Raw genomic sequence first — 12,446 nt, forward strand, 5'->3', positions numbered from 1 at the left:
TCCGCCGTCGCGGTGAATAAGCGAAAAAGCGACTCGCCAGTTCCGTCTTTCATTCATTCTTTCGCTCATTCGCTCTATAACCCTATGAAAAAGCCCTTTCTGAACGACGATTTCTTGTTGCAAACCCCCACGGCCCAGCAACTCTACCATGAGTTCGCCAAGTCGATGCCTATTATCGACTATCACTGCCACCTGCCGCCCGATCAGATGGCTGAGAATAAGCAATTCGAGAACCTGACGCAAATCTGGTTGTACGGTGACCATTATAAGTGGCGGGCCATGCGCTCGAATGGGATAGACGAAAGCTTTTGTACGGGTAACCAACCGGATTTTGCCAAGTTTCAGAAGTGGGCCGAAACCGTGCCCTACACCGTCAGAAACCCGCTTTATCATTGGACACACCTGGAGTTAAAACGGTATTTCGGGATAACCGAAACGCTCAACGGCCAAAGTGCCCGCCGAATCTATGATGCCTGTACCGAACAGTTGCAGTCGCCGGATTTTTCGGTGCGTAATCTACTCCGGCGAATGAACGTAGAAACCGTTTGCACGACCGATGATCCGGTCGATTCGCTGGAACACCACCAGACGCTGGCAGACACCGGTTTTGATATTGGGGTATTACCGACGTTCCGCCCCGACAAAGCGATGGCGGTAGAAGACCCGGCGACCTTCAATCATTACGTAGCGCGGCTGGAAGCGGTTAGCCAACGATCGGTTACTACGTTGGCTGATTTTCTGGATGCCCTTCGCCAGCGACACGATTATTTTGCAGCTATGGGTTGTAAGCTCTCCGATCACGGCCTGGAGCAGATTTACGCTGAAGATTACACAGAAGCCGAAATTCATACCATTTTTGATACACTTCGGTCGGGCAAAACGCTTACTCCTTCAGACGTACTGAAATTTAAATCAGCGATGCTGGTTTATTTAGCCGAGATGGACTGGGAAAAAGGCTGGACACAGCAGTTTCACTTGGGGGCGCTACGTAATAACAATTCCCGCATGTTGTGGCAACTTGGTCCCGACACAGGCTGGGACAGCATTGGTGATTTTTCGCAGGCTCGGGCGCTGGCCAAATTCCTTGACCGGCTGGATAGTCAGGATAAACTGGCCAAGACAATTTTGTACAACCTGAACCCCGCCGACAATGATCTCATGGCCACCATGATCGGTAACTTCAACGACGGATCGGTGGCTGGTAAAGTACAATTTGGCTCAGGCTGGTGGTTTTTGGATCAAAAAGAGGGTATGGAACGCCAGCTAAATGCTCTTTCCAATATGGGCCTGTTGAGTCGGTTTGTCGGAATGCTCACGGATTCGCGTAGTTTTCTGTCCTATCCGCGTCATGAATATTTCCGCCGGATTCTGTGTAACCTGTTCGGCAATGACATCGAAAACGGCGAATTACCCGACGACATTGACTGGATGGGCCAGATCGTACAGAATATTTGTTACGGCAATGCCAAAACGTATTTTGGGTTTAGTATTAAGCCAATGGCGTTGCGTGTCTGAGTGAGTGCCAGAACAATTCATTAATGTGACTTTTTTGAGTATTATGTTAATGATCAGGTAGTTGATCGTATTTTGTATGGCAAAAGTTTGTTGTCTCGGCGAATTGTTAGTGCGGTTTTCGCCGGTGGCCAATGGCGAATGGATTCGGCAGGCGGCTATGCCGGTATTTGTTGGCGGGGCTGAACTGAACGTAGCGACGGCGCTGGCCAACTGGCATGTGCCCGTGAAATACAGTACGGTTCTACCCGAAAATTCGTTAGCCGACGACATTGTGGCCTACATTGATGAAAAGGGAATTGACCCATCGGGTATTGTTCGGTTTGGACAACGGGTCGGGAGTTATTATTTGCCGCAGGGAACGGATCTCAAAAACGCAGGTGTTATTTACGACCGGGCTCATTCGTCATTTTCTGAACTGGCCGTTGGTAAAGTTGACTGGGATGAAATTCTGCGAGACACGGGCTGGCTACACGTGAGCGCGATTAGTCCAGCCCTGAGTGCCTCCGTGGCTGGCGCTTGCCAGGAGTTAATGGCCACGGCTTCCGCAAAGGGCATAACTGTATCGATCGACCTGAATCACCGGGCACGGCTCTGGCAATACGGTATGGCCCCAACCGAGGTTATGCCTAGTTTAGTGGAATACTGCGACGTAGTGATGGGGAATATCTGGTCGGCAAATGCGCTATTGGGGATTTCGGTCGATGAGCACATACACACCAAAGGCCAACAGGCTGATTATGTGGAGCATGCACACGCTACGTCGGCGGCTATTCAGGAACGGTTTCCGCGCTGTAAAGTAGTGGCTAATACGTTCCGGTTTGATCAGCCACCAATGGGTTTGCGGTACTTTACTACAATATATGTTGATGGTCGGCAGTACGTGTCGTCTGAATGGCTGACCGATTCAGTTGTTGATCGGGTAGGAAGTGGGGATTGTTTTATGGCAGGTCTGATTTATGGACTTTATCATCAGCATGCCCCTCAGGACGTAGTAGATTTTGCCGCTGCCGCTGCTTTCGGTAAGTTGCAGGAACTTGGCGATGCTACCGCCCAAACAGTGGCTGATATTGCCAAACGCCTGGACACTATAAACTCAATCACCTAATACTATGCCCGTTTTTTCAACAGATAAGATTTTTGACCTGGTTGTCCATAACCCCATTGTTCCCGTCTTCTACCACGCCGATGTCGATCATGCCCAGGCCATTGTCAAGGCCTGTTATGACGGGGGGCTCCGGGTCTTTGAATTTACCAATCGGGGTGACAGGGCGCTATCGGTTTTTACGACGTTAGTTAGCTACGTGCGGGAAAACTGCCCCGACATGGCACTGGGCATCGGTACGATTTTGACACCGGAGGATGCCAGCCGCTTTATTGATGCGGGCGCTGATTTCGTTGTACAACCCGTCATTACAGCCACAGTGGGCGATGTGTGCCGGGAGCGGGGCGTCCCCTGGATGCCCGCGGGTTCTACTTTAAATGAAATCTATCAGGCCACGTTGCTGGGGGCTAATCTGGTAAAAGTATTTCCGGGAAACGTAGTTGGACCGGATTTTATTAAAGCCATTAAAGGGCCAATGCCCTGGCTGAAACTCATGGTAACCGGGGGCGTTGAGCCAACCAGCGAAAGCCTGAATGCCTGGTTTAAAGCAGGTATTACGGCGGTAGGTATTGGCTCTCAGCTGTTTGCGGGCAACAGCGGGGATCCGGCGGCTTTACGCGATAGGATCGCATCACTGGTTCAGATTGTTACACCTTTTGTTCCACAACCTGCATGAACAAACCGCTGGGAAGTTACCGCTGGACCATCGTAGCGCTGTTGTTCTTCGCTACAACCATCAATTACCTGGATCGCCAGGTTGTTGGATTGCTAAAACCGACGCTGGAAAAAGAATTCCACTGGTCGGAGCTGGATTTTAGTCGTATTGTGCAGGTTTTCTCGGCGGCTTATGCCATTGGCTTGCTCATTTTTGGGCGCGTCATTGACCGGATTGGCACCAAGATGGGGTATACCATCTCGATCATTTTCTGGAGTCTGGCGGCCATGGGTCATGCCCTGGCAACCAGTACGTTTGGCTTTATTATCGCGCGGATAGGGCTCGGGTTGGGCGAAGCCGGAAACTTCCCCGCAGCCATCAAAACCGTGGCTGAATGGTTCCCGAAGAAAGAACGGGCCCTGGCAACGGGCATTTTTAATTCAGGCGCCAATATTGGTGCGGTTGTAGCGCCCATACTCGTGCCCTGGATTCTGGGTGTTTACGGTTGGGAAATGGCCTTCATAATAACCGGTGCTGTTGGCTTTATCTGGCTGGTTTTCTGGCATTTTACTTATCAGATACCCGCCAGGCAGGCTAAACTCTCGAAGGAAGAATTCGACTATATCCACAGCGATAACGAAACCACGCCAGACGAAGTAGCCGATCATGGCAAACCGGTATCCTGGGCTAAATTGCTGAGTGTTCGCCAGACCTGGGCATTTGTCTTCGGCAAGATGCTTACCGACCCGATCTGGTGGTTTTTCCTGTTCTGGTTGCAGGATTATTTCGCGACTACATTCCACCTCGATACCAAAAAGCCAAACCTGTATCTGGCGGTACTCTACACCCTGGTCAGCATCGGTAGCATTGGGGGCGGGTATCTGTCATCGGCGCTGATCAGTCGGGGATGGACCGTCTGGCGGGCGCGCAAAACGGCAATGTTCATCTTTGCCCTGTTAGTTTTACCAGTTATCGCCGTGCGTTTTGGACCGGGTATCTGGGGGGCTGTTGCGCTGATCGGCCTGGCTGGTGCGGCTCACCAGGCGTGGAGCGCCAATATTTTCACGACCGCTTCTGATATGTTTCCCAAGCGGGCTGTCAGCTCAATCGTGGGAATTGGCAGTATGGCGGGTTCGGTAGGGGGGATTATCTTTCCAGAGATCGTTGGTCGTATCCTGGACAGCTATAAACAGGCGGGTGATGCGCAGGGCGGCTATAGTATTATCTTTCTCATGTGCGGATCGGCCTACATGCTGGCCTGGGTGGTCATGCATCTGCTGACGCCGACCATGCAACCGGTCAGGCTCGAAACCCCTGAATCTGAACCGGTAATTTAAGTTTATGGTGGGCTGGCGCGTCAATGCCACTCGCGTCAGCCCACCGAACACTGAATACCGTAAACAAACAACAACCTATCATAAAACAATAAATCCTGTCTATAAACCTATAAACTCTGTAAACTATCTATTCAAATAAATCTCTCCTTATATGCTTATGGACGTCCAACACGTAGACATCACAGCTTCGCATCCACTAGCCCTGCCCGTCGGGGTAACGCTGGACCGGTACATCATGCACCGGCAAACGGCCTTCCCGTACGCTACCGGCGAATTATCGCAATTACTGCGTGACATTGCACTCGCAGGAAAAATCATTCACCGGGAAGTGAACCGGGCTGGTTTAATCGACCTCACAGGCGGCATGGGCGTTCAGAATGTACAGGGAGAAAGCCAGCAAAAGCTAGATATGATCGCCAATATTCGCTTTAAACGGGCGCTTACCAATGGGGGCGAAGCCTGCGCTATTATTTCAGAGGAAGAGGAGGATATTATTTATACGGGTAACAATAACGGAAAATACGTAGTGGCGATGGACCCGCTGGATGGATCGTCAAATATTGACGTGAACGTATCAATTGGTACCATTTTTTCCATTTATCGACGAATTACGCCCATTGGTAGCGAACCAACCATGGCTGATTTTCTACAAGGCGGGCGTCGTCAGGTGGCAGCTGGGTATATTCTCTACGGCTCATCGACCATCATGGTGTATACGACGGGTCATAGTGCCAATGGGTTTACGTATGATGCATCTCTGGGCGAGTATATTCTATCCCATCCCGACATTCACAGCCCTGCCAATGGTCAGATTTATTCCTGCAATGACGGGAACAGCGATGGCTACGAAGACGGTGTCCGGGATTATCTGACATCTTGCCGCCGTAATCAATACACGGCCCGGTACATCGGATCGCTGGTCGCTGATTTCCACCGGAACCTGCTGAAAGGAGGGATATACCTGTATCCACCCACGAAGAAAAATAAAGAAGGGAAACTTCGGTTGCTCTACGAAGCCTTTCCACTCGCGTTTCTGGCCGAAATGGCAGGCTGTTTAGCTACGTCGGGGCACCAGGCCATTCTGGATATCAAGCCTACCAGCCTACACCAGCGAACCCCATTATACATTGGCTCCCCGGTAATGGTAGATGACCTGGTTAATTTGCTCAAATAGCCTACTACTATTGATAAAGCTTATCCAGAAATAAGTCACGATTTATCTCTCTCATTGGGTGGTAAATCGTGACTTATTTTTATTTTAGTTGTATAGCTATGGTGGGTGTTGCAAAAGTAGAAACCCACTTATCAGAGCTTGGTGGATCAGTAACGTTTAGCCATTTAATAGCCATAGAATGGCTGCCTAAACAGGCTCTTTGAATCCCTTCCAGACTTTTGCAATAGCCACTGGCATTACGTAAAGTTGCTATACTTCTACCTAACCAAGACAACTTCAATCGAACCAGCAGGGCCTTTCATGTGGATGCGATTGCACTCATTGCTAATGACTTTCAGGTAGTAGCTAGTCACGTTTTGGAGATCATTCGTTCTGGTTTTATAATATTTACGTACCCAAAACATTTCCCCATACTTGTAGTAGGAGCCCGTTTTAACCGTATCTGTTTCAAGGCTATAGGTCTTGTATACCACAGGTGATCCATTGTCTAAACGATTGCCAAATATTGAATCAGGGTCAATAACCATCTTATCTGCTCCGAAAGTAACCGTGCCAAATCGATTAAAAGTGGCTGTTGTAAATGGAGCGGATTCGGGTAAAGGATCCCCGTTCCCACTTAACAGTAACCCACATTTCCAAGCGCCCTTAATATTGGTGAGGATGGGTGGCGCTTTACAAACTTGTTCAGTTTTGGGTGGGTCAACAGGTGGGGGTAAAGGCGTAATTCGAATTCGGCAAGCTTGAAGAGCTAGTAGAAGAGCCAATAAAATTGCGAGTTGACATGAAGACGTTTTCATACCCTGAGCGATTTGCTTGCATAACGAGTGACCTTCTTTTCTGTTGTATAATCTCCGTGGCTGTTGCAAAAGTCTAGACCGGATTATACAAGCATGAGTTGTAAGTTAATTACGACCCAATTAATAGCCGAAAATTGCTTAATCGACGAGCCAGCCTGAAGCCATATCGACTTTTGCAACAGCCACTGTGAATATGTTATGTGAAATTAGCCAAAGAGAAGGTTGATTTAAGGAGATTTTTCTAAAAATACCCCAAATTAACGGCCAATAAATTTGTAGTAATGCCGGATCGTGTCTGCCTTTTCACTGTACGTCTTCATTAGCTCACTCGTTTGCATTTCTCTAGTTACGTTATCTGAACCTCTTGTCAGATAATATTTTAAATACTGGGATCCGTATTGCTCCACAACCGTAAACAGCTTCTTATCTTCTTGATAAAATGTGCGTGAATTAGTCAATTCCAAATACAGAGAATCATTTTGATAGAAGGCAATGTAGTCACGGCTTCCATCATTTTCATGTTGGAAAACACGATTATACTTCATTGTTTGCGGAGTAATCGTACGACTTGGAGACACCGTTTTTATCCATTCCCATTGGCCCATCAACGCTGAACTTAACGGAGGAGCGCACCCGCAGTCCGGCTTTTCACAGGCTTGTAATACTGAGCAGAGAACTAAGGCTATAACTAGGGAGATAATTGGTTTCATACAGTTTCTGAATTTGCAGTTAATAGACCCATATCTACTGGCAAAGGTTGTATCTTCCTGTTGTATAAATGGCGTGACTGTTGCAAAAGTCGGTTGGAGCCACTACTAATCCCTCAATTTATTACTCCTACTTTTGTTTATTTAAATTATACCCCACGCCAAACCGGAGGTTATCGTTATACAAGTCAAAATATTGCAAATTGTCCCCTGAGCGTAGGAATCGGTTTAAGGCTCTGAAATAGTCAACATTGATCGCCAATCGGCCAAGCTCGTAACGCACGCAACCGGATACACCCCATTCTACACTTGTAAAGGAGAGAGTTGATTCTCGTTTAGTCGTTAACAGATTAATTTCTGGACCAGCGAAAACACCAACATGATTCAATCGAAGAATACTAAACAACTGGCGAAGACTTAAATAATTGAAATTAGAGGTTCTTTTATACCAAATTCCGTTAGTTATAGCGTCAAACATAACGCCTTTGACTTGATACGTTAATTCGCTTCGGGTTGCAAAAGATGCTGAAAATATCTTTTCGTAATACAATCCGGTATAAAACCCAGGTTTGCCATAATAGTCAGATATGCCTACGAGGTTTCCCGGTGATTCAACTACGCGAGTAAGTGAATGCAGGTAGCCTACAGTCAATACAAGTTTACCCGGATTAGCCTCTGCCTCGATCGCTTGAGCAAATACAACCAAGGAGTTCGTCATAAAAAACAGAAACAATAGAACTGGTTTCATAAGCGTGTTCGGTTATGAAGTCAATAAACTATAATTTGAACCTACCTAACCCGTTGCGACCAAACGCTTTTCAGCTATGTAAATCTATACGACAAAACCGGGCCACTATGACGCAACTAAACTGACAACAGAGTTTTAGAAAAGTCGACCCAGGGTAAGGAAACTAGCTCCCTGATTACTTCTTAATGAACTGCACAGTAGCTTCAACTTTACTGACTGGCGTTATAAAATGATAATCATTTATCGCTGCTTTGCCGCAGCGCCTTCTCACCAGTTCCCCTTCCGATGGTTGACTAGAATTAGTAGGTAACCTTATCACGTAAGTTATACAGTTTATTTGTTTCTTATTAGCAATATGGCGTCTATCTCCTGGTCGACTAACACCTTATCGTATAGCCGATGGCTACCCAGTGAATAATCTCCATTGGCAGTAGCGTTGATCTCCACGCGTACCGAATCGTCGGTTACGGCCGTCTCAGCATTAAGGTCATGGTTTGACCTTGAATGGGATAAAAGTCGCCAACTCCCGTCTTGTTATTATAGGGGAGAAGATAGCGGCCAGGATGGGTCGGATCGCCTTGTGGGAGTTTGAGGATTATCAACCCTACCAACCGCCTACTGGTTAACCGGTATTTACTATCCTGCGTGTCAAGTGGTCATGAGGGAATCAAGACTTTACTTCCATAATTGATTCGCAGCTGTCAGGATAATTGGTTGCTTATTGGTAACGACAATCGTTTGTTCATGCTGCACGGCAAAACTGTCCCTGGCAACTAATGTCCAGCCATCCCCCTTCTCCTGGGCATACGTGGCTTTGGTGGATATAAACGTTTCAATGGCCACCACCGAGTTCGTTCGAAAACGCGTTTTATTAGACCGGTCATAATAGCAAAGAATTTCATGCGGTTCTTCGTGCAGGCTCCGGCCTATGCCGTGTCCAGCCAGATTCTTTATGACTCGATAGCCGCTTCGCTTGGCTTCCGTTTCAATTAAACGCCCAATCTCAGCGATTTGTACGCCCCCTCGGATGTGGCTGATAGCTTTGGCCAGGATTCGCTTTGAGGCCTCCACCAGGCCACTACGCTGATGAATATCGTTTCCTAACACGAAGGAACCACCGTTGTCTGACCAGTAGCCATTCAGTTCAGCCGATACATCAATGTTGACCAAATCCCCTTCCTGCAGGAACCGTCTCGCCGAAGGAATGCCATGACAGACTTCCTCGTTTAAACTGATACAGGTCCAACCCGGAAAGTTATAGGTGAGCTTGGGAGCCGAACGGGCACCGTGCTCTTCCAGCAGTTGTCGCCCATATTGATCCAACTCCAGCGTCGACATCCCTGGCCGGGCATATTGCTGCATGCGCTTAAGGGCTGAGCCAACAATCTGGCTAATCTGCTGCATACCTGTCAGGTCCTCCTCCGATTTCAACGACATAACTTTGTGGTTCCGGTTAATGATAAAACGGTAGGGTAACTCACAAAAAAGACAGCCCCGAAGAGCTGTCATTTTTGTATGAAGTCGAAACGATTAGTTCGTAAATATCCAGGCGGTTGAGCCGATCATTTTACTGATAGCCGGTACGTTGGCCTGTGCTTCAGCCCGGTCGGATGAGCCTACCGCGGCTACTTTATACCGTAGTCCTTTCCGACCCTGCACCATGATAAAGGCATCTCTATAGCCCGCTTTGTGTAAGTACTTGATAAGGGGAATGGCATTCTTTTGACTGGCGAATACACCCGCAATCACGGTATAATAAGCGCCTGCGTGCGTTTTGGCAACTACACTTGCCGGAAGCATTTTAACGGCCTCCACAGACGTGCCGGCAACAACTTCAGCCTTCGTTTCAATGGGTGCGGGTGTCGGAGCAACGGCTATGGGTTCAACAGCCGGGGAAGCCACCGGCTTTGTTTCGGCAATTGGCGCGGGCGCGGGTGTAACTTTATGTACTGCCACCAGCGTAGGGGTTTCTTTTACGGCTGCTGGCTTCGATGCGAACGAGGCCGGTAAACGAAACAGGTTGGCCGGGTCTAAACTACTTTGCAGGGGTTGGCCCGGTTTAATAACGGAGAAATAACTGGCTACCCCTAATGAGCTAACCAACAGCGCGATGGCGGCTACACGCCAGTAAGAACGGCCTGGTTGTAAAGGGGTTAACGTCGTATCTTCATCACGAACCAACACAGGGCCAAGGGTTGTAACAGGAACGGCTTCGATGGCTGGTTCGAGTTGGGGTTGGCGGTTGACCAGTTGAACGGACAAAGCACTCATGCCGTAAGCTTCACCGTAGAAATTATGCCGCAGACTGGGATCAAATTGTAAGCGGCCTTCGTCGTTCCGGCTGAACGTACCAATGCCATCAAGTTCAAAACGGCCTACGCTTTCTACATCTTGCAGTAACTCATTGACAAACAGATGAATATGACGCTGGGCCCCTTCGCGGGTGACCGGCTCATGAAGCATGATGTAGTTGGCCAGAATGCCATCGTCAAAACGAAGCGCTTCGTTGAACGCCACGCGCTTACGGGGCGGCAGGTATAAGCCACTGGTTTCGGTAAAGGCTGCAGGTTGGTAGTGAGTCAGGAAAGCCCCGAACTCCGGTACGACCACACAGTCGTACTGATAGAGCAGCTTTTTTAAATAATCGTTTACGGAAGCCATAGGTACGTGCCGGTGGAAAAATTAGAACGAATAACTGATTCCTCCGAGAAAGTTAAGGCCTTGCGACTGATAATACAAATACCGCTGGTAATTCTGCCCGAAGATATTATTTAATGATACAAAGGCGGACACCTGCTTACCCAGGAAATAGTCAATTTTTACGTTTGCGTCGTAGATGGGTTTTAGGGTATACGTTACGTTCGAACTGAAGTTTTTGTTTTTAATGCCCTGATAAAAGTACAAATCAGCGGTGATGAACAGTTTTTTGTTCAGGATATACGAATTACTCCAGGTCGACGTGAAATCGGGCCGCCCCCAGGGGGCTTCCAGCCGGTCGAGTCCATAATTGAAGTAGTCGATTTTAAGGGTCGAGCGAAATTTGTCTTTCTGAGCATAAGCCAACTGTCCGGAGATGGTCAGTACGTTCGAAACCCCACCGTCGTACAGCACCGAGAACTTCGTCGTATCTGTCATGCTGTTGTTGAATACCGAGAAATTCCGGTAGCGGGCGTACGAAACTTTGCCCTCATAGGAGAACCCACCGCCTACATTGCCCTTCGAACCCGCGTAAATATCAAACGATTTGACCGTATTCGCTAACACGACTTGCGGACCAAGCCACTTGTTTTCCGCGAGTAACGACCGGAGCGTATTCCGGTTGATATCCCCGTCAACCCCCGCAAAAATATGAATATTAGCGAGTGGTGCTACGTCAATATCCACGACGGGGAACGCTCGGGTGTCATTGATGCCCTGCCGCTGATCGGTTTGATTGACGGCATTGATCCCCGCCGTTATGGTGAAGAGTGACGAGGTATATTTAAAGGTTGGCTTCACCCGGAACAGGTTTCGGTTATCGACAATGGAACCGTCCGTGCGTTGCGTTACGTACGCATCGGCCGCCACGAGCGCAAAAACATTGTCGGTAATGCCAAGCGACGCATTGAAATTGGTACCCCAGTCAGTTTCCGAAGCATTGTAAAGATCTTTCAGGGACGTAATGCCCGTTTTGAGTGAATAGTCAATGGCGTTATCCGAATTGGCATTCTCAATCCCCACTTTAAAATTAACCGTACTCAAGCGTTGCTTGATCAAGTCAGGATTGAAGGTGGGCAGGCTGGCGTACTCGCGGCTGTAGCCGTAAAAATTATACGCGTTCCGGTCGTAGCCCAGGTCAGCCTGGAGTTTAAAGGCATCGGCCAGGTATTTGCCCGTCACCCGAACCCGCGTATCACTCTGCCCCGAATTCTTGCCATCCACCGGGCCAATGCCCGACGACAGATGCCGAAGGGAACCCTCCAGCGCCAGATTGGGCATGGTATTTACACCTACAAACCCTTCGCCCAGAAACGAACTGTAGTTCCCGGCGCCCAGCTTCACGTAATTACTGTAAGCGGGCGAATCGTCGGGCTGGGTCGTTGCGGGCGACAGCACGTTGGGCGTGATTTTTGGGTCGCCAACGGTGAGCTTGCGGTCTTCAAACTCGTACGTCAGTTTGCGCTGCTCGGCCGATGGTTTGAGCGACTGTATTTTATTGAACAGCCGGTTCGCGGGCGGTACCACGATTTTGCGGCTTTTTTCAACCGTAATTTCCTGATTGTCGACTTCGCCTTCTTTAACGGGCCGGGTTGGCTTCGGCTCCTGCTGCGCGAACAGCGTGGCCGACAATGAAAGGAGGGTAAGGGTAATTAGGGAACGGGTAAGGTAAGTCATACTTTTGATGTATGATGTATGGTGTATGATATAGATA

Annotated in this window: 11 protein-coding genes; 5 read left to right on the forward strand and 6 right to left on the reverse strand. The window is 48.7% G+C overall.

Annotated elements, in window-relative coordinates; genetic code table 11:
• Positions 1–84: 84 nt before the first annotated feature.
• The 5 genes from uxaC to fbp all read left to right on the forward strand — a co-directional run bounded on the left by uxaC (position 85) and on the right by fbp (position 5,783).
• Entirely contained in the window at positions 85–1,515 is a 1,431-nt protein-coding gene (gene uxaC, locus ACYVEA_RS20100; protein WP_461115219.1) for a glucuronate isomerase, read from the forward strand.
• A gap of 76 nt (positions 1,516–1,591) precedes the next feature.
• The gene (locus ACYVEA_RS20105; RefSeq protein WP_461115220.1) at positions 1,592–2,620 is read left to right on the forward strand and encodes a sugar kinase; all 1,029 of its coding nucleotides are present in this window, start codon (positions 1,592–1,594) and stop codon (positions 2,618–2,620) included.
• A gap of 4 nt (positions 2,621–2,624) precedes the next feature.
• The gene (locus ACYVEA_RS20110; RefSeq protein ID WP_461115221.1) at positions 2,625–3,293 is read left to right on the forward strand and encodes a beta/alpha barrel domain-containing protein; all 669 of its coding nucleotides are present in this window, start codon (positions 2,625–2,627) and stop codon (positions 3,291–3,293) included.
• Positions 3,290–4,609 carry an MFS transporter gene (locus ACYVEA_RS20115; protein WP_461115222.1) on the forward strand — a complete coding sequence of 440 codons (1,320 nt, stop codon included), beginning with the start codon at positions 3,290–3,292 and terminating at the stop codon, positions 4,607–4,609. The genes ACYVEA_RS20110 and ACYVEA_RS20115 overlap by 4 nt, the downstream gene beginning before the upstream one ends.
• A 157-nt stretch (positions 4,610–4,766) precedes the next feature.
• Entirely contained in the window at positions 4,767–5,783 is a 1,017-nt protein-coding gene (gene fbp / locus ACYVEA_RS20120) for a class 1 fructose-bisphosphatase (protein WP_461115223.1), read from the forward strand.
• Positions 5,784–6,040: 257 nt separating this feature from the next.
• Here the strand turns inward: fbp and ACYVEA_RS20125 are convergent, their stop codons facing one another.
• The 6 genes from ACYVEA_RS20125 to ACYVEA_RS20150 all read right to left on the reverse strand — a co-directional run bounded on the left by ACYVEA_RS20125 (position 6,041) and on the right by ACYVEA_RS20150 (position 12,409).
• A complete protein-coding gene (locus tag ACYVEA_RS20125) occupies positions 6,041–6,580 on the reverse strand; it encodes a hypothetical protein (protein ID WP_461115224.1) in 540 nt (179 codons plus the stop codon).
• Between the two features lie 257 nt (positions 6,581–6,837).
• The gene (locus ACYVEA_RS20130; RefSeq protein WP_461115225.1) at positions 6,838–7,290 is read right to left on the reverse strand and encodes a hypothetical protein; all 453 of its coding nucleotides are present in this window, start codon (positions 7,288–7,290) and stop codon (positions 6,838–6,840) included.
• A 127-nt stretch (positions 7,291–7,417) separates the two neighbouring features.
• The gene (locus ACYVEA_RS20135; protein WP_461115226.1) at positions 7,418–8,035 is read right to left on the reverse strand and encodes a hypothetical protein; all 618 of its coding nucleotides are present in this window, start codon (positions 8,033–8,035) and stop codon (positions 7,418–7,420) included.
• 675 nt (positions 8,036–8,710) lie between these two features.
• Complete coding sequence (map, locus tag ACYVEA_RS20140) at positions 8,711–9,472, reverse strand: type I methionyl aminopeptidase (protein ID WP_461115227.1); 762 nt, start codon at positions 9,470–9,472, stop codon at positions 8,711–8,713.
• A 93-nt stretch (positions 9,473–9,565) separates the two neighbouring features.
• Positions 9,566–10,696 carry an HU domain-containing protein gene (locus ACYVEA_RS20145; protein ID WP_461115228.1) on the reverse strand — a complete coding sequence of 377 codons (1,131 nt, stop codon included), beginning with the start codon at positions 10,694–10,696 and terminating at the stop codon, positions 9,566–9,568.
• 21 nt (positions 10,697–10,717) lie between these two features.
• Positions 10,718–12,409, reverse strand: coding sequence for a TonB-dependent receptor (locus ACYVEA_RS20150; protein ID WP_461115229.1), 1,692 nt, complete (start codon positions 12,407–12,409; stop codon positions 10,718–10,720).
• Between the last annotated feature and the right edge of the window lie 37 nt (positions 12,410–12,446).

Source organism: Spirosoma jeollabukense, from assembly GCF_054777855.1.

Bases quoted from the DNA above. Each gene is read 5' to 3' on its own strand.
- ACYVEA_RS20125 (WP_461115224.1), bottom strand. From the start codon at position 6,580: ATGAAAACGTCTTCATGTCAACTCGCAATTTTATTGGCTCTTCTACTA.
- ACYVEA_RS20115 (WP_461115222.1), top strand. From the start codon at position 3,290: ATGAACAAACCGCTGGGAAGTTACCGCTGGACCATCGTAGCGCTGTTG.
- ACYVEA_RS20135 (WP_461115226.1), bottom strand. From the start codon at position 8,035: ATGAAACCAGTTCTATTGTTTCTGTTTTTTATGACGAACTCCTTGGTT.
- fbp (WP_461115223.1), top strand. From the start codon at position 4,767: ATGGACGTCCAACACGTAGACATCACAGCTTCGCATCCACTAGCCCTG.
- ACYVEA_RS20110 (WP_461115221.1), top strand. From the start codon at position 2,625: ATGCCCGTTTTTTCAACAGATAAGATTTTTGACCTGGTTGTCCATAAC.
- ACYVEA_RS20130 (WP_461115225.1), bottom strand. From the start codon at position 7,290: ATGAAACCAATTATCTCCCTAGTTATAGCCTTAGTTCTCTGCTCAGTA.
- uxaC (WP_461115219.1), top strand. From the start codon at position 85: ATGAAAAAGCCCTTTCTGAACGACGATTTCTTGTTGCAAACCCCCACG.
- ACYVEA_RS20145 (WP_461115228.1), bottom strand. From the start codon at position 10,696: ATGGCTTCCGTAAACGATTATTTAAAAAAGCTGCTCTATCAGTACGAC.
- ACYVEA_RS20105 (WP_461115220.1), top strand. From the start codon at position 1,592: ATGGCAAAAGTTTGTTGTCTCGGCGAATTGTTAGTGCGGTTTTCGCCG.
- ACYVEA_RS20150 (WP_461115229.1), bottom strand. From the start codon at position 12,409: ATGACTTACCTTACCCGTTCCCTAATTACCCTTACCCTCCTTTCATTG.
- map (WP_461115227.1), bottom strand. From the start codon at position 9,472: ATGTCGTTGAAATCGGAGGAGGACCTGACAGGTATGCAGCAGATTAGC.